The organism is Dokdonia pacifica (assembly GCF_900188275.1).
Lineage (GTDB): Bacteria > Bacteroidota > Bacteroidia > Flavobacteriales > Flavobacteriaceae > Dokdonia > Dokdonia pacifica.
The window spans coordinates 1169383-1195842 of sequence record NZ_FZNY01000001.1 but is presented as its reverse complement, the minus strand read 5'-3'; the positions used below and the strand labels follow the sequence as shown (position 1 = coordinate 1195842).

Below are 26460 nucleotides of genomic sequence, written 5' to 3'. Positions count from 1 at the left end.
CACCTAAATCCTCTCCCAGAGGGAGAAGACTTTTTCGGTTTACTTTTTAATATTACGAAGTACAGGGTTTAGCTCATCGTCATTATACATCTTCATTTGCTTATACACCTTCATATATTTATCACCGTGAGCAATGTCACTTAACAATGTATCAATAGCTGTAGAGAGATCTGCACGCTGTTCTAAAAGCACATCTAATTTTGTTTTACAAACATCACGGTGCTCTTGTGTTGCATCTTCTCTAGTTGCTTCTTCATGCATATGATATACTTTAAGAGCTAGAATAGATAAACGATCTATTCCCCAAGCAGGGCTTTCTGTATTTATAGTTGCATTTTCTTTTACTTGTACATCCTTATACTTGTCTAAAAAGTAACTATCTATATACTCCACCATATCTGTACGATCCTGATTGGAAGCATCGATTTTACGTTTTAAAGTAAGAGCAGCAACTGGATCTATTTGAGGATCACGAATAATATCTTCATAATGCCATTGTACTGTATCTATCCAACATTTACGATATAAGAGATGGCATATTACATCTTCGTTTTTATCATATTTGTTTTCAAAAGCTTGGTCTACCGTATTGATAATATGGTAATTTTCTATCGCTTCTCTAAAAATACGGTTTGCTTTGTCTGTAAACATAGTTTTACTTTTCTAAAATGTGTAAATATTCTGTAGTGCGTTTAGCTTTATGTTTTCTATTCATATCTGCTTTAAAGCGTTTGTAATCTATTGTTGCAAGATCATATTTTCCATAACGTTGCATCACTTGTCTTACAATATCTGGTGGCATCAGACCTTCATTATTGTAACTTAAAAAGATATGCTTGAATTGTGCATTTTTTATAAGTTCTTCAAAAGCCGCTACTACTTTTACGCTACTACAATAGGCACTTCTGTTATAGTTTCGTAAACCTGTTTTGCCTCTGGGTACAAAGGTATCATATTTTGCAATAGTATTTAATATATGATAGTTTGATCCGTACTGTCTCACATTGTAGGGCGGGTCAAGATATAATATGTCTCCTTCTATCTTTTTTACAAGCGTATTTCCATCTTCGTGAAATACCGTGTGGCTATTAGGGGTTTTATCAAAACTTGCTGGTTCTACATGTATGAGAACGGAAGCCATTTTTTTTATTTTCTTTAAAAAGGCACCATATACCGATGCTGTATTTGCAATTTTATCGGCACTTTCAATAAGAGAAGCAAGTAATAAAAAATAAATGTCTTCAGAAATGGTTCCGGTTTGTTTCCAACTTTCTATTTTCTGACGAATAGCATCTATTTTTTGTGCATTTTCTTTTGAAAAATACAAACGATCACTTCCGCCTCCTTCTCCATAATTTGTATAAATAAAACCTGATGCGCCTTCTAAATCATTAAGCTCTTGAAAATATCTCTCAGGACTTAGTTCCTTATGATTTCCAATATAATTTCGGTTTAAAACATAGCTATAGTATTCTAGGTCATTTGCAATAACCGATTTTACAATAGGTTTAAAGTTACGTCCTACACTACCTGTTCCTGCAAATAGATCGCAGAATGTTTTTTGACTTAAATCATCGCCACAAACTTCTTTTACAGTTGTTTTTATAAAATCAGAGAGTCTATGTTTTGATCCTATGTAATTCATGGTGCTTCCTAGATATACATCTTAGGTGATATATCTGTGGGTTGCAAATGTAAGGAGTTCTTGGGCGTTATTCGGTTTCTATTAAACTTGAATTATGGAATAAAACTTCGTAATAAAATTTGAAGTCATCATAAACGATACTATTTTCCAAGGTCTTAGTATCGTGACAAACATTTACAATCATTATGAGTACTCTTCTTCTGGGTTTGCTTTTTTTATCTGTAGGTTTATTTCTTAACTCAAATGAAATTGATTTTACGTGATCCCCTTCTGTATATTCTACTTTATCTGCATCTTTGGTTCCAGTATTAAGAAACATTTGAGTTAATGCTTATGATTGTTCTCGGAGTCCTTTCCAAACTGGAGATTCAAACACTTTATTTTTTGCTTCTGAATATTCAAAGTCAAAATCTTTAAGAAGTACTACTATTGATTTCCCTGCCGAAATTCCTATAACTTTTAATTCAGATATTAGTTTATCAACATCTAAAGCCTCGGAAGATTTCTTTAATTCAGAAATCAATTCATTTTTTAAAAATTCTTTTGCTACATCTTGAGCTTCACTCCTTGCAGCTTCTCCACCAATACATTGCTCATTGTATTCATTAGAACTATCAATTTGGTTTTGATTGTCAAGCATGTCATACACACACCACCACCAATAATTTTCATCCATCCATTCGGCGCGTAACATTAAACCAGCCCATTTTGCGGTACAATCATCATTCAAATTTCCTTCCCAGATAATGGGTTTGTGATAATTTCTACTTTTTATCATTTTTTTACTCATTTCATTTAAGACAAGAAGTAATGTGTAAATGGTAATAAAACAACAATCCAAAGTAAAAACTCTTTAAAGAATTTTCCAGAGGCATTTTCAAGATAATTAGTCATTATAATAGCTAATGGTATTAAAAAGAAATACCACTCGGCGCCTGTTTTATTATCTGTAACGACCACAATGGCTATGGCAATAATTGCCATGAAAATAACTAATAGATATAAGGGGCGTTGCGCAATAGTGGCTCTTTTTGAGTCTTGTATATACCTAAAAACCGTCCATAAAAATAGTGTTGAAAAAACTGCAATAGGAATGAGTATTGTTAAAGATGTATAGGTAGAAAAATCAAAAGAAAAATCGTCTATAATACTCAATATATAGGATTGATCTTCACCTATAAAAATAACATAGCAAGTACATAATATAGCAACGCAAATAACGGCAAGTAACGGTATAAACCAATATCGTAGGGTTGTGCTTCCATAAAATAATAATCCTGCTAAAAGTAGCATAGAGAAAGCTCCTGTCCAGAAACAGGTAATACTAGCTAGGCACAACCAAAGACCCGCGTCAAAGAGTTTACGTTCCATATGTAATCCTGATCTAAAACTAAGGATTCGTCTTAGTGCTAACATGACAAATACACCCGTAATAACAATTTTGGGAGATTGTAATGCTACTGGTAATGCAGAAGCAAATACTGCAAATAATAAAATTCTATAAGAAGAACGTTTGTTTAATTCATTTTTCTGTGACACAAAATTTAAGATAAATAGGGTCATTATAAACAATAACCATACACCTACAGCTTGTAAAAATGGCTTCCAAGAAAATGCATTAGAAAACAATGTATTATTGGCCACAAAATAACTTACAGACATATATACCAAGACAATAATGGTATGAATGGGCTTTGATGTGCTAAAAAAGCTTGTGAGCATAGGTGGTTTTTTCTATTTTTGCGCTATCGTAGTAAATAATAGAACTACGTATAGCTAAGATACCATTATTGTAAACATACGAACTTATGAGTTTGACAGGATTTTTTGAAGGAATACAAGCATTTGCAGAAGAAACATTATTTGCACCATTTAATGCACTTGCAGAAATGGAACTTACCAACTGGTGGGGAGCAAACACTATCAACTGGTTATTTATGATCATATGTTGTGTTGCCATTGTATACTGGATGCGTAAACTTGTAGAACACAATGCAGAAGGTGCAGAGCGTCGTGATGCCATCTCTCATGGTTTCTTAGGAAAAGATAGCGAATTAGATCACAAATTATAGGTCAAAACCTATATCCTTACGATAATACATCCTATCAAAGTGTAGTTTTTCTATATTTTGATAGGATTTTTTTATGGCTTCTCTAAAGTTTGTATCAAAAGAAGTGATCGCTATGACACGACCTCCATTAGTCACAACATCTGTATCTTTATGAGTCGTTCCTGCATGAAAAACAATACTATTCTCTATCTGTTCTATTCCAGTAATTACTTTTCCTTTTTCATACGCTTCTGGATATCCTCCAGAAACAACCATAACTGTTGTTGCCGATCTTTCATCTATTACTAACTCTTTATGATTAGCGAGATCACCTTTAGAAACCGACAGGAACAACTCTACTAAATCACTCTGAATACGAGGTAATACTACTTCTGTCTCAGGGTCTCCCATTCTAACATTATACTCTATCACCTTAGGATCGTCTCCTACTTTGATCAATCCTATAAATACAAAGCCTTTATACGCTATATTTTCTTTTGCAAGACCATCAATTGTAGGTTTTACAACACGTTCTTCTATTTTTTGCATGAATGCATTATCTGCAAAAGGAACTGGACTTATAGCACCCATCCCTCCGGTATTTAATCCAGTATCTCCTTCACCTATACGCTTGTAATCTTTGGCAGTAGGAAGAATTTTATAATCCTTTCCATCCGTAAGAACAAAAACACTTAATTCTATACCGTCTAGAAATTCTTCTATCACTACCGTCGTGCTTGCTTCTCCAAATTTTCCAGAAAGCATTGTAGCAAGTTCTGTTTTAGCCTCCTCTAGGTCTTCTATAATTAAAACTCCTTTCCCTGCAGCAAGTCCATCTGCTTTTAAGACATATGGAGGTTGTAGTGTTTCTAAAAAGGCTTGCCCTTCAATAAGTGTTTCTGATGTAAAACTTTGATAGGCAGCTGTAGGAATTCCATGCGCCATCATAAATTCTTTAGCACGTTCTTTACTTCCTTCTAGCGTTGCTCCTTCTTTTGAAGGACCAATAACTGCTACATGTTTTAATGCTTCGTCTGCTTTAAAAAAGTCATATATTCCTTGTACTAAAGGATCTTCAGGTCCCACAACAACCATCTCAATATTTTCTTTAATCACTGCCGTTTTTATGGCATCAAAATCTGTCACTCCAATAGCAAGATTGGTAGCTATTTCAGATGTACCCGCATTTCCAGGGGCAACAAATAATGTATCACAAAGTTCACTTTGTGCAATTTTATATGCAAACGTATGTTCTCTTCCGCCAGATCCTAAGATTAAAATATTCATTGAGTCGTGTTTTATATCAAAACACAAAAGTAGGTTGTCTATACTTTTAGGGCAAGATAAACTCATAAAAATATTCTGGGTTTATTGTAAGATAAATTCTAAAAGAAAGGGATTCCTTTCTTCGAGGGAATAAAAATGTTTGTATTTTGGTTGACTCATACTTGGCTTGTGGATTTATTTAATTGGACATTACAATTTAAGGGGTTTGATATCGCTTTCGCGAAAGCGGAATTAGCCCGTATCCAATCTATTCCTGAAGATCAATATCAGAGTTATATTGAAGAAAAAAAACAAGCTATTGTTGCCTATCACAAACAGCATAATGCCTTTTATAAACAACTTACTTCTCAACAAAAAAGTAATGCTTGGAATGACTTGCCAGTACTTACAAAAGCTCATTTACAACAACCATTACAGGAACGGCTTTCTAATGAGTATACTCGCAAAAATGTATATGTAAATAAAACTTCAGGATCTTCTGGGCATCCCTTTATTTTTGCAAAAGACAAGGCATCTCATGCGCTTTCTTGGGCTAGTTTTCAAGATAGGTATGCGTGGTTTGATCTTGATATAAACACTTCAAAACAGGCTCGTTTTTATGGAATTCCTCTTGATTTTATGGGTTATCGTAAAGAACGTCTTAAAGATTGGTTAGGGAATAGATATCGTTTCCCCATTTTTGATTTAAGCGAACCGCAACTAAAAAAAATACATCAGAAGTTTACCGCTACTGCTTTTGAATACCTCAACGGGTATACAAGTAGTATTGTGCTTTTTGCTAAATACCTAAAACAACACCAGATTATTCTTAAAGAGAGTTGTCCCACGCTCAAAGCATGTATTGTAACGAGTGAAATGCTTTTTGAAAGTGATAAAGCACTCATGGAGATACAGTTTGGAGTTCCTGTAATAAACGAATATGGCGCTTCAGAATTAGGTCTTATTGCATTTCAAAACTCTCAAGATGCATTTCAAGTAGATAGCGAATTATTATATGTTGAGATTTTAGATGATCAAAACATGCCTGTACCTCATGGAGAATCAGGCCGTATTGTCATCACATCTTTGTATAATAAAGCGCATCCTTTTATACGTTATGATATTGGAGATGTGGGTACGCTTTCGCGAAAAAGTACTCCTAAAAAACCCATTCTAGAAAAACTCACGGGACGTACCAATGACATTGCGCGTCTCCCTAGTGGAAAAGTAGTGCCTGGTCTTACCTTTTATTATGTTACTAAAAGTGTGATTGAAGAAGATGGAAATGTCTCTGAATTTGTGATAGAACAAACCGCTTTAGACACGTTTAAAGTGATCTATACGGCACAACGAGCGTTGACTCCAGAAGAGGAGGAAACCATCAAACTAGCTACCTATAAGTACCTAGAAGAAGGTCTTAGGGTGCTTTTTGAAAAAGTTAAAAAAATGGATCGTAGTAAACGTGGGAAGTTAAAGCAGTTTGTGAGTAAATTACCTAACTAATTACACTCGGTATTATAAAATCTCACCATTTCTGGAGTTTCTTTCTTTTTAAAATCTTTGTTCTTAATCTTAGCTACTAATGCTTCACAATCACTAAAGTACTCACTAGTATCTTTAATAAAATTTAAAGGAGAAATTAAATCTCGCGTCGCTATTAGTTTTGGTGTTCTTTCTCCTTCCCTATATGCGTAATAATTTGTAGAGGTTCCTCCTCCTAATGCGTATCTCCATAAGAAAAGAGTACACTTCCCTCTCTCTACGACTCTCATTAAAGCACCTTGTTTTTTAGAAATAGGAATAAACATTTGTACGACGGGTTCTATCTTTTTACTTTTTTTATTTTTTTCATAAGAAACAATACTGTCTAACTCTAGATAAGGTAATTCATATGAATTATTATCACTTTTAAATTTTAAAAACCCTGTCTTTCTTACGTATCTATTTGTTTTATATACTTTTCCTCCATGTTTATAAATCGTATACTTTTCATTTTGTCCTTGCGCATTAAAAGTTATTAAAAGCGGTAATAAAAGATAAAAGAAAAGACGTTTCATAGAAATTAAATTTTTAAGATTATTTAGTGTTCTCAATCCATTTTGTTCTCACAAAAAAGTACTCATAGAAAAATCGAAGGAGGCAAAAAGCAGCTTTTGGCCAAGAGTATCCTAAATACTCTTTATAGAACTTAAAGTTATACTTTACAAGATTCAATTTATTAGAACTTATAGAGCCTTCTCGTATCCTGTAATAGGCTAAGTCTTCTTGAAGTCCTAGGGCGGGTGTATTAGACTTTTTAATAGCTTCTAACCAAACAGCCCAGTCTTGGCGTTTGCGTATGTTAGGGGCTATTATTTTGCCTATTTCTGAAGCTTTATAGATACCTGTTAGATTTCCAATATAATTATTGTTATGTTGCTTCTTATAACTAAGCTCTGGTAATGCTTTGATGCGTTTTCCTAGTGGTTTTCCTTCTTCGTCAATATGTAGATAATTTGTATAAGAAACCATTGCATTATTCTCTTGCATAAAATGCAGTTGCTTTTCCAGTTTTTCAGGATGCCACAAATCGTCTGCATCTAAAAAAGCAATATAATCTCCAGTAGCGAGTTCTGTGGCTTTATTACGGGATTGTGCTGCGCCACTATTTCGCGAAAGCGTACTTATTTTTATACGTGTATCTTTTTTTGCAAGTGCTGATACAATTTCTAAAGAGTCATCGGTTGAGCAGTCATTGACAATAATATGCTCCCAGTTTGTATAGGTTTGTGCTTGAATACTTTTGATGGTAGCAATGATATAATTTTCTGCATTATACAGCGGTGTGATAATAGAGACAAGCGGCAGTTGATTAGTAGGCTTTTTCATCTCCTGCTAATGCCTTTATTATGGTCTGAATAATGATCTTTATATCTAGAAGTAATGACCAGTTTTCTATATAGAAAATGTCAAATTTTACACGATTTATAATATCGTGATCGGTCTCTACCTCTCCTCTATAGCCACTCACCTGTGCAAGTCCTGTAATTCCAGGTTTTATAAAGTGACGTACCATAAATTTGTCTATCCGCTCTGCATACATATGTGTATGACTTACCATATGAGGTCTTGGTCCTACTACAGACATTTCTCCTTTAAGTACATTAATAAACTGAGGAAGTTCATCTATACTGGTTTGTCTTATAGCTTTTCCTAATCGTGTAATACGTTGATCATTTCTACTTACCTGATGGAGATCTGCCGTAGGGTTAGGTTGCATAGATCTAAATTTGTAACAGTAGAATTCTTTATAATCAAGACCATTACGTTTTTGTTTAAAAAAGACAGGACCTTTTGAGTCTAATTTAATCAAGATAGCCATAATAGGTGTGAGCCAAGAGAGCACTCCTACCAAAACCAAAATAGACATCACAATATCAAACGTACGTTTAATAAACTGATTAAGTGGTGTATCTATAGGTATGTTGCGTAATGATAAAATGGGGGTAATTCCAATGTATTGATAATTGAGTTTTTTGGTAAAAATCTCTTTATTATCAGGAATGAACTTAAGAATCTTAAGGTTATTATCGGCAAATTCTGATATTTCTCGTATTTGCTCGTTTGTAAATTCAGAAATAGAGCAATAAATCTCATCAATACTATTTTCTATAACAAAAGCAAAGCAAGATTCTAAGGATTGGTGTCCCGAAGGTTGTACATCAAACTTATTGATTACTTGATATCCATAAGGTTTATTAGAATTAAAGAAGTTTTCTAATTGTTGTGTTTTAGAATTAACTCCTAAAATAACGACGCGTCTAAAGTTTCCTCCTAAGACGGTTCTATACTTTTTAAGAAGGTAGAACACGCCCAATTTAACTACAGTAATTCCTAAAAACACATACAATATGTAATAGATAATTTGCTTAGGGGTGCTATTAATTTCATTAAAAAATCCAAAAAAGGCAAAAACCAATAGGGTAAATAAAATTAATTGAATGCCTAACAATGAAAAGATTCTAATAAGAGGTGTATATCGATATACCTCATAAAAATTAGATTTTATAGCAGAAACAATCCATGTGAATGTAATAAAACCAACAAAAAGGAATAAGTGTGTGTCCATGACTAGACACACTTTTGCAAGTATGGTGATGATCAGAAGATCAAGACTATAAATAATAGGCCTAATAAAGCCAGAATATCTTCCTTTTTTGTAGGCCATTTGTTACTTTACTATATGCTTTGAAAAATCTTTATGTTCGCTTTTATGAAGCTGTTCTTTTGTAAGACTTTTAAAATATTCGAATGTTTTTTTCATTCCTTCGTTACGAGGTACTTTTGCTTCCCATCCTAAAATCTTTTTAGCAAGCGTTGTATCTGGTTTGCGTTGCATTGGATCATCTACAGGTAACTCTTTATAAATGATTTTTTGATCTGTACCTGTTAGTTTTATAATCTCCTCTGCAAAGTCTTTTATGGTGATTTCGTCAGGGTTTCCAATATTTACTGGAAGTGAATAATCACTCATTAACAATCTATAAATCCCTTCTATTTGATCATCTACATAACAAAAAGAACGTGTTTGTAGCCCATCTCCAAAAATCGTTAAATCTTCTCCTCGTAATGCTTGTCCCATGAACGCTGGGATAACTCTTCCATCATTGAGTCGCATTCTTGGACCATAGGTATTAAAAATACGTACAATGCGGGTTTCTAGACCATGAAAACGGTGGTATGCCATGGTAATAGATTCTTGAAAGCGTTTGGCTTCATCATAAACCCCTCTAGGTCCTATTGTATTTACATTTCCATAGTACTCTTCTGTTTGAGGATGTACTAACGGATCTCCATATACTTCTGATGTGGAAGCGATAAGGATGCGTGCATTTTTTTCTTTTGCCAACCCTAAAAGATTGTGGGTTCCTAGAGAACCTACCTTTAGTGTTTGAATAGGTATTTTCAAATAATCTATCGGACTAGCTGGCGATGCAAAGTGTAATATGTAATCGAGTTGTCCAGGTACATGTACAAATTTTGTGACATCATGATTATAAAATTCAAACTGCTCTAGTTTAAATAAGTGTTCAATATTTGCAAGATCTCCTGTAATAAGGTTATCTATTCCTATTACGTGACATCCTTCTTTTATAAATCGATCACATAAATGAGATCCTAAAAAACCTGCAGCTCCTGTAATTAATACTCGTTTACGCATAGTTATGCTTCTTTTCTACCTATAGATATATATGTAAATCCTTCTTTCTCCATATCATCTACATCATATAAATTACGTCCATCAAAAATTACAGATTGATGAAGGTTATTTTTAAGTTTTGTAAAATCTGGTGTTCTAAAAATACTCCATTCTGTACTTATAACCAATGCATCTGCATTTTCGGTAGCGCCATACATTGTGGTAGCAAATTCTATTTGATCATGATACTTTGCTTTTACATTGTCCATTGCTTCTGGATCAAATGTTTTAATTTTTGCTCCTTTTGCAAGTAATGCATCAATCATATAGAGAGAAGGTGCTTCTCTGATATCGTCAGTTTCTGGTTTAAAGGCTAGTCCCCAAATAGCAATTGTTTTGCCTTGTATATCATCATTAAAATGTGATAAAATTTTAGGAATCAATTTTACTTTTTGATGATTATTTACATCTATTACCGCATCTAATATCTGAAAATCATATCCAGATTCTTTTCCAGATTTATGCAATGCTTTTACGTCTTTAGGAAAACAAGATCCTCCATAACCTATTCCTGGGAATAAAAATCGTTTCCCAATACGTGAGTCTGTTCCCATTCCTCTACGTACTTTATCTACATCGGCTCCTACGAGTTCGCAATAATTTGCAATCTCGTTCATAAACGTAATCTTAGTGGCTAAAAAAGAGTTTGCAGCATACTTTGTGAGTTCTGCTGATTTCTCATCCATAATGATAATAGGGTTTCCAGATCGCACAAAAGGCTTATAAAGTCTTTCCATGAGTTTTGTAGCTCTTTCTGAAGAAGATCCTACTACAATACGTTCTGGTTTTAAGAAATCATCTACAGCAAATCCTTCTCTTAAGAATTCTGGATTTGATACCACATCAAAATCAACGGTTGTTTTTTCTGCTATCGTTGCTCTTACTTTTTCTGCAGTTCCTACTGGAACAGTGCTTTTATCTACAATGACTTTATAGCTTTTCATTTGAGCTCCAATATCTTTAGCTACACCAAGTACATAGGATAAATCGGCAGATCCATCTTCGTCTTCTGGAGTGGGTAATGCTAAAAATATGATTTCTCCATGATCAAGACCTTCTTGGAGTTTTGTTGTAAAAGAAAGCCTTCCTGCATTTATATTACGCTCAAAAAGCACATCAAGATGCGGCTCATAAATAGGCACCTCTCCGTTTTTCATACGTTGTACTTTGTTTTCGTCTATATCTACACAGACTACTTCATTACCTGTTTCGGCAAGGCATGTTCCTGTTACTAAACCAACATAGCCTGTCCCTACTACGGTTATCTTCATATCTTAACTGAGTTAAAGCACAAAAATAGGGAAGTATTTACAGTTTTATGCCTATAGGAGTTATAATTGCGAGAGTTGTTCTAAAAACGCATCTAAAATTTGATTTTTAGCAAAGTTTGAAACCACATAATGCCTAGCTTTTACACCCATTTCTTTTGCTAATTCGGGATCATTTATAAGGGTATTTAATTGTCGTATTACAGTATCTACTTCTTTTTCAGAGCTATAAAACCCTCCTTGAGATTGTGACATGGCAGTAGCAACTTCAGAATGAGCATGCCCGGTAATGATAGATGGTTTTGCACTTGCCATCATTCCTAATATTTTGGATGGCATAACCGTATCTAAAACTTCTGGTTTTTGAAAGAGAATATGAGCATCTGCAGTACATAAAAGGTCTGATAATTCTTCATAAGCCACTGGTGGATGAAGTGTAATTCCAGCATATGATGCGATCTCTTTTTCAAGCCATACCCGTTTTGCTCCATCTCCTACAATGATAATTTCAAAACGCTCCCTATCTATTGCTTGAGCAAATTTTATAAAAAATTCCCAGTCTTGTTTGTCTCCTATATTTCCAGAATATAAAATTTTAAATTTTGAAGAGCTTAGATATGAGTGCGCTTTCGCGAAAGCGGGATCAATTTGCTTTTCATCTATCCAATTAGGTAAAAAATACGTAGGAGCAGTTGTTTTTTTCTCCAATTTTTTAATCATCGTATGACTAATGGTGCTCACGCTATCTGCTTTTGAAAAAAGAGATTTTTCAATCCACATTAAGATCCGATAGATGATACCCCCTTTTTGTTCACCACTCTTTGTAAGTCCTGATTGAAAAGCAGCATCAAATTCAAAATCTTGTATATGAATCCAAGACTTTGCTTTAAAACGTCTTTGCTGAATATAGCCTAAAAGTGTAGCGCTTGTAAATGGCACTACTGAAATAACAATATCACATTTTTTTATTTTCCAAAGATTCCAAAAAGAACCCCAAGTAAAGGAAAGAATATGAATGATTCGTTTTAAAAATGTAGGGTTTTTAGGTACATACTGCTTGTATCTATATACATTTATTGACCCTAACTCTTCTTTAAGGTATGATTTTTTATTTTGATATTCATCTGCTATTTTCCATTGTGGATAATAGGGAAACGCTGTAATAACATCCAACTGCATATCATGTGCTTCCAGATATTGAGCTAATTGTGTTGAATATAAGCCAATAGCTGTGTTTTCTGGAAAGAAGTTGAGTCCAATAAATGTGATATGGGTGCGCTTTTTCAAAAAAAATCTTTAAGCTACAAAGAACGTATTTTTTGAGAAGTTATACACGATCTCTTATAGGTTTTGCTGGATTTCCTATACAAATTTTACCCGATGGCAAGTCTTTAAAAACACTACTTCTTGCTCCTACTACGGTACCTGCTCCTATGGTTACACCTGGAGCAACATAGGTGTCTGTAGCGAGCCAGCATTTTTCTTCTATTGTTATTTTTTGGGCATAAATCCTGAAATCTGCAGATTCATAATCATGCGTTCCTGTACAAATGTATCCTTTTTGAGAAATCACAGCATGGGCTCCTATTTCTATTTCTCCTAGGGTATATAAAACCACATCATCTCCTATCCAACTATAATCTCCTATAGTGAGTTTCCATGGGTAAGTAATTCTTGCCGTAGGGCGAATAATGACATCCTTCCCTATTTTGGCTCCAAAAGAGCGCAATAAAAATCTACGCCAACCATATAAAAACTGTGGAGAACATCTAAATAATATAGCTTGTACAATCCACCATAGTTGTACAGTGAGTTTAGATTTTCCTCTAAAATCTGAAGGTGTTTTATATTGATCTAAGTTTTGATATTTCATTTCTCTAGTATCCACCCCTTTTCTTTAATCACTTTTGCTAGGTATTTTCCAGTGGCTTCGTAGCCCAAGGTATTAAAATGTACGTTATCTTTAAAGAAACTCCTCGGAATACAGTCTTTTTTTATGTCTTCTAGGTCTTGTGATGTAGGTGTCATACCCATATCATAAATTGCTTTATTGACCATATAACTACGTACATCTATAAATCGATCTCCAAAAGATTCTTCAAGCACTTTATTAAGTTGCAAAATTCTTGCATGAGGCACACTTCCTTTATACTCAGCATCTGCAATTCCATTACAAATAGATAATACAAGAACATGTGTTTTTCCATTTTCCCCTAAATGATCAATCATTGCTTGAATATTATCTCTTGTTTGAAAGATGTGATCTCCAGATTTTTTATCATTTCTTCCTGCCCAAATAATAGTCCACCTATCGTTATATTTTAATCCATCTTCAAACTTAAAAACAACGGTGTCCTTAACAGGAACGTTTTCATTTAAATGAGTTGCCGTAAATGTATACCCAAGTGTCTTTCTATTGTTTTCCTTTTCAGACAGGCGCTCTATCTTCCCTTCTATTGTATCTATAAATCCTGTTCTATATTGTTCTGTTTGAAAATTTATAGGTTCCCAATTATAATACGCTATTTCAGAAGGGCCTGATTTTTTGATTTCTTGGTTTTTAAAAACCAATTGCATTGGTTTTCCTCCTTGTAATAGTGCAATACTATGAGATTTTAATCCCCCTACTCCAAAATTTTCATGCTTGATATCTAACTCATCAGATATAACTTCTAAGATAGAAGCTTCGCCTCCTGAACCCTTCATCATACTATCACCCCACCCTACTAGCTTAACGGGTTCTAGCATATCACAACTACTTACCATACATACTAAAGAAAGAAGTAAAAAGAGACGCATAAAATTTATATAATTTCTAAAAGCCTTTGTTTAAATTGTAATCGAGTAAAATGCTCTTTAAAGTATTGTTTATTAGCATCACTTATTTGAGACAACTCTTTTTTGTTTGTGTCAAAATAAGTTAATGACTTATATAACTCTTTGGGGTTTTTCTTCTCAAAAAAACGACCGTGTATTCCATCTGTAACTACATCAGGAATTCCTGCATGCGCTGTTGTTAGAATTACATTTCCTGTAGCCATCGCTTCTAATATAGAAATAGGCTGTCCTTCCATTTTATAATAGGTTGGTAATACAAAAACGGTTCCCCAATTTAATAAATCATTCTTATCATTCCCTTTTACAATACCAACATAAGTAGTATGTTGAAGTTTCGAAAAGCGTTTTTCTATCTCTTCTTTTTGTGTGTGATCTATAGCGCCTGCTATTTTAGCCTCATATGGAATTTTATTTTCCTCAAGTAATGCAAGTGCATCTAAAAGATCGAAAATACCTTTCTCTTCCATTAAATTACTTAAGTATATAATTTGAAGCTTCTCAAAAGATTTTTCTGTAGTTGTTTTAAGTAAATAATCTTCTGCAAAATTAGGAAGTACTTTCACTTTTTCTGCTGCTATAAAAGGGGTCATATTTCCTTTTAGAGATTTTGAAAGCACAATGCCTTTTGTCGTTTTGGAAAGTAAATAATAAAATAATTTCTTTTTAAACCCTTTTAATATTTTATACTCATTACCCAAGTGATTACCATGTACATGGATAATAATTTCTTTACGCAAAAGGGTGCTTAATACAATAAAGGCTGTATACTTTATGACACCAAAAAAAGTCTGTCCAGGTGTGATATAAATCGTCTTGTTAAATAGAATTTTATATGCCTTGGGATAAAAAGAAAGATTAAAAAAGAGTTTATGAAATGAAAACTTCCCAATAGCTTCGTCAAATCTTGAATACGAAGTGTTGATACTTGCTACTTTGTAATTAGGTTGTTCTTTTAAGATATCACGCACTACTTTATTAGCTAAAGAAACTCCAGTAGTAGGTTCTGGAAAAGGACCAATAATAAGTATCGATTTAGTTTTCTTCACGTAAATAAAGGCTTTTAAGGCTAAAGAAGTTTAAAAAGAAGGCAAAGAAAATAATCCCTGCTTCTCGTTCTAAAATATTTTCTGTGAACATAACTATTACATAAAAGATGAGTAATAAAATCAACAACTGATTATTAAAACGAATAGCATATATCAAATTCATACCTGTAGTACATAAAAATACAATCAAGCATATAATTCCGCCTATTAATAATAAACTAAAATACTGGTTATGCGCATTGTACTTCCCTTCCACTAATAATTGATTTCCATCTTGACCATATTGCTTTACTAACTCCCGATTATAATCTCCAATACCATAGCCAGCCCAAGGAGCTTGTATAATAAGTCGTTGTGCGGTATCATAAATAGTATATCTAATATTTGTTGATGTTACTTCTCCTTTATCAATATTTTCAATTTTAAGTAATTCTACAAACTTATTTCTTGTTTTGGGTATTATAATGGTTAAGAAAATTAATGTTGTAATTGCTAGTAAATAAGGCTTGAGTAATTTTTGTTTTCTCTGAAAAACCACAAATAATGAAAACACGATAATAAGCGCGATAAGCGGCCCTTTTTTCGCATAAAGCAATAGGAATAGCACCAATGTAATATCCATTCCTAAAATAGCAGCTATTTTAATTTTAGACCGCAACTCTCTAAGCACATAGAAAGAAAATAAAATCGCAATACTACAGTGCATCGATAAATAAATAGGGTGTATACTGTATTTACCCATCTTGACTCTAAGTACAGTCGCAAAATGCTCCATCATTTCAGGAAAGGAATACTGAGTGGCAAAAAACCAAATAAAAGGAATCACATTAAATAAGAAAACTCCTGTTATATATATCCATAAATAGGTAGTAAGGTTTTTAAAAATCTCTTTGCTTTCCGTTTTTGTAAGCATTGCAAATACAAATGGAAATACAATAAGTGATGACATTTGTGTCAGCTTTCGCTGCCCATAATCTATATCATAACTATACAAATAGGTGATTGCTATAACAATATATAATAACGCATTTGTAATAAAGAAGCGCTTGTCAAAATGCCAAGGTCGTTGCAAAGCATTAACTAATACTGCAACTCCGAATAACAAAATAGCAATCGCTTTTAAATTGGATGGCAACACCACCAAAGCAAAAAGAAGACCAATAGTAATCTTGACAATCTTTATTCCTCTAAGGCTTTTGTTTGTTTCCATACTTTTTGTTTATATATAAAAAACTCTAAAAGTGTTCTTATAAATTTAGGGATTATAACGACTCCTAGAAACGCTCCAATGTAGTAGGTGTATCCATTTGTAAAATCACCTCTAAGCAAGAAAATTAAATGGATTGCTAAATAAAAAGCAATCATTTTCTTTAAATAATCATCACTTTGTAACCATGCAATAGCTCTTACCAACACAATAGCAAGTAATATAGGAGCAATAATAACACCCACAACACCAAAGTTTATAAATCCTTCTGAAACCAAAGGATTGGATAGGTTACTATAGGTAAAATCATACGTGTCTATAAGGTGATTTCCTACCAACTCTCCTGTAGAAAGAGGCTTATCTTCCCATAATCCTCTAGGAACAAAGAAAAGAAAAGCACTTAATAATTGATGTCCCATAGAAAAGCCATACTCTTTTACATAATCCATCGTGGCCATGATATTTGAAAATGCATCATAGTTTAAGGTATTAAATGCAGATGCAATACCTCCTCCTTTCATATGATCAAAAATAATAGAAGGCTGCTCTAGTATTTCTTGAAATGAAGCCTCAGAGTGTGTAAGTATGGCAGAAAGCGGAAAAGCCACAATCATTGTAAAAAATAGAAAGAATAGGGTCTTAATATTTGTATTAAACATTTTAGGTACTGCTAGAAAAAACAAGCTTATATATAGAGGGCCTAGAGCATTTCTTTTTTCAACTAATGGGTTTTTAAACCAAAAAAGAAGCAATCCTAAAAAAAGAAATACCGCACAGATTGTAACCAGGTTTACAGCCTTTTTTTTCTCTTTTCTGAAATACTGAAAACACAATATAATTCCTGCAAATGGTAATAAAAAGAATACTTTTTTCCATAATAAAAATGCAACCACAGAAAATGCAGATGACTTCCATGCCGGACGTCCTAATTCATCCATTACAAAAGAATAACTGCCTAAAAACACAAGAATTGTAACTACAGCAATGACAACAATTAGTACCGGTGTTGTTCTTTTGGAACTTTCCTTAAATACCGGAACACGAGCCATGCGTTTACTTTTCTTAAAAAACAAGTACGTTATAAAGAAAACAACATTAAATAAAGCGATTAAGTTATTTGTATAAATCGCTAAATCTTTATCATAAGGAAATCTATTTCTAAAAGAAGGATTTAACCCTTCAAAAGAATTAATCTGCACCATGGGTGCTACTATAAAAAACAAAAAAGTAAAAACTATAAATGCCGATATAAAAGGAGAATATACTCGCTCTGCAAATATGTGATAGACTGTAATTCCCGCAAGAACTAATGCACTAATCAAGAAAGAAAACCACACATCTATATCACCGTCAAACGTTACAAATAACGCAACAGATATAAGTGCATAGGCAAAAAGTAAAATAACTTTGAGTCCCATTGTGGGTTCTTATTTATCGTCTTTAAATGCTTTTAATTTATTCTATTCTAAAGCTTCTTTTTACGCTTTCGCGAAAGCTTACTCTTTTAGCTTACCAATAAATACATGTCTATTGATCGCTACTTCTTCATCCAATATATGTTCAAACTTCTCTGAAAATGCATCTCTAAACCACTCTAATGTATAATACTCTGGAAATGGAGGAATGTTATCCATATCACCAAAGTAAAGCCCTAATGGCATAAACTCAACCACTATATACTTATTTGTAAGTGATGCAAGTACTTTAAAAATGTGCTCTAAACTCACATCTTGTGTTAAGATTAAGTGATGTGTCACCGCGAGCGCCATTACAATATCTGCATTGATTCTCTGATCAATTTTGAGCGTATTACTTCTATTATTAGGTCTTACAAAATCGTATACCAGCGGGAGTACATCTTCCCTATTTTCATTATTGATAAAGATGCGATCTAGTGCATTTTTATCATAATCTGTAGCAATGATTTTTTCTATTTGGGTACTTTCTAAGACATAGTTTGCAAACTTTCCTTGGTTAGAAGCTAGTTCAATTAGAGAAGATGCGTCAGCAAGTTTTGTTTTAATAAGTTCTGTAATACGTAAAAAACGCGCATCCTTAGAAGGGTTTTTATCGTTGTGATAGTCTTTCCAGTAAGAATCTATTCGGCTCTTATTTACGCTCTTAATCGCTTTTCTAGCCTTTTTTGTCGTATACTTATTTTGATTGAATTTTTTAAACTTAAGTAATTTATCAATGTGTTTATGACGACCATATTTATCTATCACACGACTATATCTCGCTACCGAAAGTCTTCTTGAATTATTGTGTATTTTGAATAAAAGGTTTCCTATTTTTCCTCCAAAGAAACTAGCATACTTATGTCGTAATTGAAAAAGATCCTGATCACTAAAAAACCCATTATATAAAAAGATACTATTAGAAAGATCTGAAAATCCTTTGTTATACAAATACAAAGGCATATAAAATGAATTATAGAAATTAAGATATCCAGACCAACTTTTACCGTTTTTAGGATCTCTTTTTAAGATACTTCCAAAATCTACATATTTAGGTCTTGCCATATCGTACACTACATTAAATGCATGTACATCAAAAAGCTCATACCCATATTTATTTACAACTTCATTTGCGTCTAATACAAGGTTTGCTGCTCTGTGAAGCATCGTAAAAGACCACTCATATGGATAATTCCAATAGGGTATACGCTCATGCTCTATCACTAATTCATATCCTTCAATCTTTGTATCAGAAATCCATGTTTTTACAAAAAGCTGTTTTTCAACAAGCTCTTGCATCATTCCGCTATCAAACATCTCTCGAACTTGAGTCGTATAATCACTGTGAATACCTCTTAATACTCTATCTTCATAAAAATATAGTGTACATACTTTATCTATTGAAAATTCAATAGTAGCTAGGTCTTTTGCTTTTAATTCTTCACTCATAATGGATGTATCCACGTGTTTATTTTAAAGATATTTAAAAACGCTTTGGTTTGTAAATAAAAATTTGTTCTTGTCTTTGTAAATAATGCATTTACAAAATATCCAGAAATAGCATATGATATCAATGTTGCATAAGCAGCACCTACAAGTCCATACCATTCTATAAAAAATAGGTTTAATGTGATATTAATAACCGCCCCTATTACCAATCTTATACTTGAAAATCGTTCTAGGTTTTCATTTAAATAATAGCCCCAAGAACCATTACTTAAAAACACAAAAACAATTGACCAGATATAAAGCACTAATATATGACTACTCTCTGTATATTCACTCCCAAATAAAAATGGCACAAAATAGCTCGCAAAAATCGTATAAAGAATAGAAACCATCACGGCAATTTTGATTAAAACATCATAAAGTTGCTGAAGCCTCTTTAAAAACAATGCTTTATCCTTTTTACGCATACTTACTAACGATGGGAAAACAGATTGTGTTATAGCAACCGTCACAAAAATCCATATACTCGTCATTTTTACAGCAACACTATAGAGACCTACAGAACGTTCGTCAAGAATTTCATCGATCATTATTTGATCTATCTTCATGTATAGTGCTGCAGCAACAGATCCTATAATTAAAAACCAACTTTTTTTCAATAAACTCTTTGCTACAGACCATTTAAATCGCCATGTTAAAAATGATAGTTTATGGTGTATATAAGAAATACTATACCCTATAGCAATTAATATCCATTCTAATACCAGAGCATATGCAAAATAGATAAGAGGTGCTTCAGAAAGGATAAGAATTACTTTTATAATACTAAGTATACCAACTGCTATAAGATTACTTATGGCTGTATATTTACTAAGTACTTTGCTTTGAAAATAAAAATCAACACTTCTAATACTTTGAAAAAAAATGGTGATTCCAATAACCATCACCATGGTATTTTTAATCGCCGTATTATCCAAAATTCGTGTCACAAAGAAAATCCCTAAAAACATTACGACAAATCCTAAAAGTCTTAAGACAAACGTTGTTCCTAGAAGTTCATCTCTTCTAGACTCATCTTTTACCAGCTCTCTAACTACAATTTGATCTAAGCCCAAAGCGGCAAAAGCAGCAAACAGATATACAAATGACTCGGCATAACTTAATATTCCAAAATCATCTGGACCTAAGTATCGTGCCAACCAGATACCTATAAAAAAGGCGTCAATAATGCGCAGTCCTTTTTCTGCAAGGAGCCATATTGTATTTGTAAAATACCTGCCTATACCTTGATTAGAAAAAAGTTGTCTGCCTTTAATCATTTATTGCTTTTCTAGATACCATGCATAGAGTTTTTCTATACCTTCTTCTAACTGGATTTTGTGCTTCCACCCTAAAGCGTGTAATTTAGAAACATCTGTAAGTTTACGTAACGTCCCATCTGGCTTTGAAGTATTAAAGGTGAGGTTTCCTTGAAATCCAACAATCTTTTGGATAGTTTCAGCTAGTTCTTTGATAGAGATATCTTCTCCTGTACCAATATTGATATGCGTGTTTTTCACATCTCCGTGGCTAGGTTTTACATCACTAAAATTGGTGTTTTCCATGATAAACACACAAGCATTTGCCATGTCTTGGCTCCACAAAAATTCCCTGCGTGGTGCTCCTGTTCCCCAAATCTCAACAGATGTATCTGAGACTCCATATTGTTTTAGGGTTTCTTGCGCTTTCGCGAAAGCGGAAACATTAAGATCCTTGACCACTTCCTCTTTTTTGCCTTCCGAAAGTAGTTTTGCTAAGTGCATCTTACGAATTAAAGCAGGTAACACATGTGACTTTTCTAAATCAAAATTATCATTATACCCATATAAATTTGTGGGCATCACTGAAAGAAAATTAGTGCCATATTGTAAATTATAGCTCTCACACATCTTAATCCCTGCAATTTTTGCAATTGCATAGGGCTCATTGGTATATTCTAAAGGGCCTGTAAGTAAGCTATTTTCTTTCATAGGCTGTGGTGCCTCCTTAGGATAAATACACGTACTTCCTAAGAAAAGTAACTTCTTGACACCGCTCTTATAGCTTTGATGAATCACATTGTTTTGAATCATCAAGTTAGCATGAATGAAGTCTGCTCTATAGGTATTATTTGCTATAATTCCACCTACTTTTGCGGCAGCTAAAAACACATATTCAGGTTGCTCTGTTTCAAAAAAAGTTGCAACTTCTTGTGTGTTTATTAAGTCTAACTCTTTATGTGTTTTATAGATAAGGTTTGTATACCCTTTTTTTTCTAAATCTTGTTTTATGGCACTTCCAACTAATCCTCGATGTCCCGCAATATATATTTTTGCATCTTTCTTCATAAACTATTCAAAGTAGTTTAGGGTTGTGTATCCTCCTTCTTTAAGATAGCTGTCTTTCTTCATTAAATTAATGTCACTCTTCATCATATCATTTACGAGATCTTGTAGCTCATACTCTGGTTTCCATCCTAATTTTTCATAGGCTTTTGAGGCATCCCCAATTAATAAATCAACCTCAGTAGGTCTAAAATATTTTTCATCTACAGCTACGACTTCTTGTCCTATTTTTACAGGATACTTCGGGTTTTCTGATGCTACAACAATTCCCTTTTCGTTCACACCTTCTCCACTAAATTCTAAAGTAACGCCGATATGGTTAAATGCCATTTTCACAAAATCTCTCACAGGAGTTGTCGTCCCTGTTGCAATTACCCAATCTTCGGCTTCATCGGCTTGAAGAATCATCCACATCATTTTCACATAATCTTTTGCATGTCCCCAATCGCGTTTTGCATCTAGATTTCCTAAGTACATTTTTTCTTGAAGCCCTAATGCTATTCTGGAGGTTGCTCGAGTAATTTTACGCGTAACAAAGGTCTCTCCTCGTATAGGAGATTCATGATTAAAAAGAATTCCATTACAAGCAAAAATATCGTAAGCTTCTCTATAGTTTACAGTAGCCCAATATGCGTACATCTTAGCTACTGCATAGGGACTTCTAGGGTAAAACGGTGTGTTTTCTGTTTGAGGAACTTCTTGCACTTTTCCATAAAGTTCTGATGTAGAGGCTTGATATATTTTTGTTTTTTTCTCTAAACCCAATGCTCGTATAGATTCTAGTAATCTTAAGGCACCTAGTCCATCTACATTAGCAGTATATTCAGGCATTTCAAAAGAAACCTGAACATGACTCATCGCGCCTAAGTTATATATCTCGTCAGGTTGTACTTCTTGAATAATACGAAGTAAATTGGAGCTATCGGTAAGATCTCCATAGTGCAAAAAGAAATTACGATGGTCTACATGCGGATCCTGATATAGGTGGTCTATACGGTCTGTATTAAAAAGAGAGGATCTTCTTTTAATACCATGAACTATATATCCTTTTTTTAGAAGGAATTCACTAAGGTATGCCCCATCTTGTCCTGTAACTCCTGTTATTAATGCTATTTTGGTCATGCTATTTATTTTGACAAAATGTGTCTTTGATTAGTCTAGTAAATTTTTAGCTTGTAATTCTTTCTTTAAAGAGAGATATGTAAAACGAACTCCCGCAAAAAACAAGAATAAAAACACAAAAAGTATAGGGTATAGAACTTCTTTTTTATCTTTTAAAGATGCTGTTTTATTTACTTGAATATCACTTACAATAACTGCTGCCTCAGAAGATGTAACAAGGTCATTTTTAAGTGCTTCTATTTCAGTAATAAGTGTGCTTTTAAAAGCTAACACCCCGTTTAAGTTTAAATTGTTTTGATTATTAAAAAAAGAAAGTTCATCACTTTGCACTTCATTAGTAACGTCGCTATTTTTCACATAACTATTTATCATTAAGTCTGTTTGCTCAAGTGTAAGATCACTTTTTGCAATACGATCTATCATATTTTTGACACCTTCTTCAGATACTTTTTTAATAAATGGTTGACTGTTTATATATGCTATTACTTTACTTATATCTTCTTTCCCTTTTTCATCAGAGGTTCCTATGGTTAGGGTATGATATTTATAATTTGAATAAAAACGATCTGTTGCAAATATCTCTGTATCATCACTTACATCTAGTTCCTTTATAACAGTACTTAAGGCTCTGTCTGATATTTTAGAATCTCCTCCTATAAGCGATACAACATCTATAATAGGTGTTATTTCTAGTCCAGTAACTCCTAGGTTATTGATATCTAATCCTGCCGCTTTAATAAACCCTGCGTCATTTTCAGATAAATTATCATCAAACTGTTTAATAGCATTATAAACATATGGCTGACTATTAAAATTAGTTTTTAGAATAAGTGTCGATTCATATTTTGGTTTTCCCTTGGTAAAATATCCTAAAGCAGCTCCTCCTATAATGAGTAATAGAATAATCCACCAGAACTTAAATATAAAATGAATGGCTTTAAAACATAGAGCTAAACACTTATAAAATATACGCTGAAAAAGCGCAAAAACATCTGTGAGGTCCATTTCTTGATCAGCACTGGAAGCTGGTTGCGATGCACTCATGTATTTTTTGGTTTTTGGTTGTTATAAAGTTTCTAAAATGAAGCGTAACGTACAAATAGTTGTACTAATAAACTGCATTATTTTTATATATTTTTATCATTCACTTTCTTTTTTCTTAAAAAGGTTGCCCAATCCAAAACGAAAAGAAACCCTCAATAGTATTGCGTCAAAAGGCTCTGAATTAGATATAATCGTTTCTGTATTACGTACACCTTCAAAATCTGCAGTTTCCCCATAATATTGATAACGCAAAGAAACTACAAATCTTTCTATTCTTGCTCCTATTCCAAATCCTGCCGTAAAATTTGATTGATTAATTCTTCTCGTATTATCTGTATGAACAAAAGAATATAGTGAAGCAAAGCCCAATCTAGGTTCAATAAAAAAATGTTTCTTTATTTTACATCTATATAAAGCTGAAATACTCCAAAATTTTGAATCATTAGGTGATACTATTTCTATATTTTCTTCCATTGTACTTAAATTCCCTGGAATAAAATTTCCACCTGTAGAAAGATCTAATCCAAGTTCTCCAAACTTATAAGATTTAAACACACTTAGAAATAGTTCTCCTTTGCCCTTTTCATGTACTTCACCTACAACATTTCCAATTCCAACACCCACCTCCATTTCGATGTTTTGTGCAAAATTGCTCTGAAATATAAAGAAACAACAGATAATGAATAGTGTTTGTTTTATTTTAGTAATCCATTGGAATACGTATTTAAAACCAATACACTTTTTCATTATTTATCATATTTTAAAAGTTTATACTAACCCATAAATGTGATACAGTATTTTTTCTGTAATCAAATATGTAGGTTTTACTCCTGTTGTTCCTAACCCTCCAGAAGCCAGTGTACTTCCTGTTTCTAATGGATTATCTGAAGCGTAATACGCATAAAGCACCTCAACATCTTCCTGTATGTTTCCTCTTAATTTAGATGCCGCTTGAATTGCTTTTTGGTAATGAGCACCTTCCATTTCTAGCCCTATCACATTCCAAGTACTATCATGGAAAAACTTTAAAATATCTCGGTTTTGTAATGAAGTTCCTAATACGGTAACCATCGTTCCTTCAAATACGCGCAAACCATGATTTTCTAAATCTTCTTTCTTAAGTGCATTTTTAAAAGGGTAATTATCGGCTGTTCCTTCAAAAAGGTGTGCAGAAGGAATCATAATATCTCCTTTCCCGCCTTCTAAAATCCCTGCTTTACCCATTATAGATACAGACTGTATATCGAGATATGTGGTATTTTCCTCTTCTTTAAAAGGTTTTAATAACTCCTCCATAGTCTCATAAGCCTGCTCTCCAAAAGCATAGTCCATTACTAAGATGACAGGATTATCGTTTGGTTGCGTCGTATGATCACAAAATTCATTTTCTTCTACCGCAAGTTTACACATATCAAAAATTTGCACATTGATATTTGTACCACTCTCGTCTGCTACATAGATCATTCCATTTTGCGTAGCAACTTTCTCGACTTTGCTTCTTAATTTACTGCTTTTTTCCTCACTCAAAAGTTCATAAATATCTAGTTTAGATCCTTTTTTGAGTTCATTTTTTAACGCAAGAGGAGCATATATAGTATTCATTACACTATGCATGTTTGCGCTTATGATATGAATAGGTCTATGGATAAGATCATTCTCTTTGAGTGTCTTTTTGATATTCTGAGCCCATATTTCTCCATGTATATGATGCCCTAGGCGCTCTCTAAGCACAGGACTAAATGTAACTGTGCGCTTTTTATCTTCTGTTACTTCTGCAATAGCAAGTTTGCCTAACCAATAGATAATTTCAAGAAAACGTCTTGAATTACTCTTTGTATTGAATAAAGGAGCTACTTCATTTACTTCTTCAAAAGTTCTCCCAAGAATATTTGCTGTATGGGTAATAGCAACTTCTCTTTCTTTTTGTGTAAGCTCATCATCAGAACGTACTGCTTTTTCGAGTTTTTGCCAATCTCTAGTGAGATCACCTCTATCATTTATCAATACACGATTCATGATCTTGTGAGATTCTACAAAAAGAAACGTAAGATGTGTCAGAATATCATAAATCTCAGAACGTCCTCTTGTGATTTCAATATTCATTTGCTCTTCATCTATTCGATAGCAATTACGTCTACGCTTACGCGGAATAATAGGTTCAAAAAGGCTGTTTTTATAGCCTTCATCACTCGTTAAATTAATAAATCTACATTCTTCAATCCTTTCTGGAAGTCTATCAATTACATACAATAATCCATCTAACTCTACTTTTTCTTCAGCAATAGAGCCATAAATTTCGGGTCGTAAGATTAATAATGCTTCTCGTAATGTTTCTCCAGAAACTCCCATGGGTTTGTAGAAGCCACGGTTAAATAGGTGTCGCATGGTAATGTACATGCGTTCGATGGCGCTGCTACTTTCTTGTGCTCGTGTACGCCTTTGTTTTTTTAATATACTCATATTAA

Annotated in this window: 26 protein-coding genes; 2 read left to right on the top strand and 24 right to left on the bottom strand. The window is 33.3% G+C overall.

From position 1 onward, the window contains the following. Positions 1 to 39: 39 nt before the first annotated feature. The 5 genes from CHB80_RS05220 to CHB80_RS05200 form a co-directional block, all read right to left on the bottom strand. The gene (locus CHB80_RS05220) at positions 40 to 651 is read right to left on the bottom strand and encodes a DUF4254 domain-containing protein (protein ID WP_089370357.1); all 612 of its coding nucleotides are present in this window, start codon (positions 649 to 651) and stop codon (positions 40 to 42) included. Between the two features lie 4 nt (positions 652 to 655). Next, positions 656 to 1645, bottom strand: a complete 990-nt coding sequence (locus tag CHB80_RS05215) for a DNA adenine methylase (protein ID WP_089370356.1) — start codon at positions 1643 to 1645, stop codon at positions 656 to 658. 67 nt (positions 1646 to 1712) lie between these two features. Next, positions 1713 to 1964 (bottom strand): hypothetical protein, encoded by a 252-nt coding sequence (locus tag CHB80_RS05210; protein WP_089370355.1) that lies wholly within the window; start codon positions 1962 to 1964, stop codon positions 1713 to 1715. Positions 1965 to 1976: 12 nt separating this feature from the next. Then, positions 1977 to 2423, bottom strand: coding sequence for a hypothetical protein (locus CHB80_RS05205; protein ID WP_089370354.1), 447 nt, complete (start codon positions 2421 to 2423; stop codon positions 1977 to 1979). Between the two features lie 17 nt (positions 2424 to 2440). After that, positions 2441 to 3367 carry a DUF6427 family protein gene (locus CHB80_RS05200; protein WP_089370353.1) on the bottom strand — a complete coding sequence of 309 codons (927 nt, stop codon included), beginning with the start codon at positions 3365 to 3367 and terminating at the stop codon, positions 2441 to 2443. 86 nt (positions 3368 to 3453) lie between these two features. On the opposite strand from CHB80_RS05200, the gene CHB80_RS05195 reads away from it, so the two are divergent. Next, on the top strand, positions 3454 to 3717 hold the full coding sequence (locus tag CHB80_RS05195) for a DUF6341 family protein (RefSeq protein ID WP_089370352.1): 264 nt from the start codon (positions 3454 to 3456) through the stop codon (positions 3715 to 3717). Here CHB80_RS05195 and purD read toward each other — a convergent pair. Then, the gene (purD, locus tag CHB80_RS05190) at positions 3712 to 4983 is read right to left on the bottom strand and encodes a phosphoribosylamine--glycine ligase (protein WP_089370351.1); all 1272 of its coding nucleotides are present in this window, start codon (positions 4981 to 4983) and stop codon (positions 3712 to 3714) included. The two genes, CHB80_RS05195 and purD, sit on opposite strands and share 6 nt — an antisense overlap. Before the next feature lie 135 nt (positions 4984 to 5118). Between purD and CHB80_RS05185 the strand changes: the two genes are divergently transcribed. After that, complete coding sequence (locus CHB80_RS05185; protein WP_179218088.1) at positions 5119 to 6465, top strand: phenylacetate--CoA ligase family protein; 1347 nt, start codon at positions 5119 to 5121, stop codon at positions 6463 to 6465. On the opposite strand, the gene CHB80_RS05180 is transcribed toward CHB80_RS05185, so the two are convergent. The 18 genes from CHB80_RS05180 to CHB80_RS05095 all read right to left on the bottom strand — a co-directional run bounded on the left by CHB80_RS05180 (position 6462) and on the right by CHB80_RS05095 (position 26455). Then, a complete protein-coding gene (locus CHB80_RS05180; RefSeq protein WP_089370350.1) occupies positions 6462 to 7019 on the bottom strand; it encodes a hypothetical protein in 558 nt (185 codons plus the stop codon). The two genes, CHB80_RS05185 and CHB80_RS05180, sit on opposite strands and share 4 nt — an antisense overlap. A gap of 19 nt (positions 7020 to 7038) precedes the next feature. After that, a complete protein-coding gene (locus CHB80_RS05175; RefSeq protein WP_089370349.1) occupies positions 7039 to 7830 on the bottom strand; it encodes a glycosyltransferase family 2 protein in 792 nt (263 codons plus the stop codon). Continuing rightward, entirely contained in the window at positions 7814 to 9169 is a 1356-nt protein-coding gene (locus CHB80_RS05170) for an undecaprenyl-phosphate glucose phosphotransferase (protein WP_089370348.1), read from the bottom strand. The genes CHB80_RS05175 and CHB80_RS05170 overlap by 17 nt, the downstream gene beginning before the upstream one ends. A 3-nt stretch (positions 9170 to 9172) precedes the next feature. Continuing rightward, positions 9173 to 10162, bottom strand: a complete 990-nt coding sequence (locus tag CHB80_RS05165; RefSeq protein ID WP_089370347.1) for a UDP-glucuronic acid decarboxylase family protein — start codon at positions 10160 to 10162, stop codon at positions 9173 to 9175. A gap of 2 nt (positions 10163 to 10164) precedes the next feature. Beyond that, positions 10165 to 11472, bottom strand: a complete 1308-nt coding sequence (locus CHB80_RS05160) for a UDP-glucose dehydrogenase family protein (protein ID WP_089370346.1) — start codon at positions 11470 to 11472, stop codon at positions 10165 to 10167. A 60-nt stretch (positions 11473 to 11532) separates the two neighbouring features. Next, entirely contained in the window at positions 11533 to 12756 is a 1224-nt protein-coding gene (locus CHB80_RS05155) for a WcaI family glycosyltransferase (RefSeq protein ID WP_089370345.1), read from the bottom strand. A gap of 40 nt (positions 12757 to 12796) precedes the next feature. Beyond that, positions 12797 to 13342: a putative colanic acid biosynthesis acetyltransferase gene (locus CHB80_RS05150; protein ID WP_089370344.1), complete on the bottom strand. Its 546-nt coding sequence runs from the start codon at positions 13340 to 13342 to the stop codon at positions 12797 to 12799. Next, a complete protein-coding gene (locus CHB80_RS05145; RefSeq protein WP_089370343.1) occupies positions 13339 to 14268 on the bottom strand; it encodes an SGNH/GDSL hydrolase family protein in 930 nt (309 codons plus the stop codon). The genes CHB80_RS05150 and CHB80_RS05145 overlap by 4 nt, the downstream gene beginning before the upstream one ends. Before the next feature lie 5 nt (positions 14269 to 14273). Continuing rightward, entirely contained in the window at positions 14274 to 15353 is a 1080-nt protein-coding gene (locus CHB80_RS05140) for a glycosyltransferase family 4 protein (protein WP_089370342.1), read from the bottom strand. After that, positions 15340 to 16563: an O-antigen ligase family protein gene (locus CHB80_RS05135; protein WP_089370341.1), complete on the bottom strand. Its 1224-nt coding sequence runs from the start codon at positions 16561 to 16563 to the stop codon at positions 15340 to 15342. The genes CHB80_RS05140 and CHB80_RS05135 overlap by 14 nt, the downstream gene beginning before the upstream one ends. Beyond that, complete coding sequence (locus CHB80_RS05130) at positions 16533 to 17978, bottom strand: O-antigen polysaccharide polymerase Wzy (RefSeq protein ID WP_089370340.1); 1446 nt, start codon at positions 17976 to 17978, stop codon at positions 16533 to 16535. The genes CHB80_RS05135 and CHB80_RS05130 overlap by 31 nt, the downstream gene beginning before the upstream one ends. Before the next feature lie 78 nt (positions 17979 to 18056). Continuing rightward, entirely contained in the window at positions 18057 to 19481 is a 1425-nt protein-coding gene (locus CHB80_RS05125) for a hypothetical protein (protein WP_143337052.1), read from the bottom strand. After that, positions 19463 to 20785, bottom strand: a complete 1323-nt coding sequence (locus tag CHB80_RS05120; protein ID WP_089370338.1) for a flippase — start codon at positions 20783 to 20785, stop codon at positions 19463 to 19465. Before CHB80_RS05120 ends, CHB80_RS05125 begins: the two co-directional genes overlap by 19 nt. Then, positions 20786 to 21832, bottom strand: coding sequence for a GDP-L-fucose synthase family protein (locus CHB80_RS05115; protein ID WP_089370337.1), 1047 nt, complete (start codon positions 21830 to 21832; stop codon positions 20786 to 20788). A 3-nt stretch (positions 21833 to 21835) separates the two neighbouring features. Beyond that, a complete protein-coding gene (gmd, locus tag CHB80_RS05110) occupies positions 21836 to 22951 on the bottom strand; it encodes a GDP-mannose 4,6-dehydratase (RefSeq protein WP_089370336.1) in 1116 nt (371 codons plus the stop codon). Positions 22952 to 22981: 30 nt separating this feature from the next. Beyond that, positions 22982 to 23995 (bottom strand): hypothetical protein, encoded by a 1014-nt coding sequence (locus CHB80_RS05105; protein WP_089370335.1) that lies wholly within the window; start codon positions 23993 to 23995, stop codon positions 22982 to 22984. A gap of 96 nt (positions 23996 to 24091) precedes the next feature. Next, positions 24092 to 24742 carry a hypothetical protein gene (locus CHB80_RS05100; RefSeq protein ID WP_143337051.1) on the bottom strand — a complete coding sequence of 217 codons (651 nt, stop codon included), beginning with the start codon at positions 24740 to 24742 and terminating at the stop codon, positions 24092 to 24094. A 21-nt stretch (positions 24743 to 24763) separates the two neighbouring features. Beyond that, the gene (locus tag CHB80_RS05095) at positions 24764 to 26455 is read right to left on the bottom strand and encodes a DUF6909 family protein (RefSeq protein WP_089370775.1); all 1692 of its coding nucleotides are present in this window, start codon (positions 26453 to 26455) and stop codon (positions 24764 to 24766) included. Between the last annotated feature and the right edge of the window lie 5 nt (positions 26456 to 26460).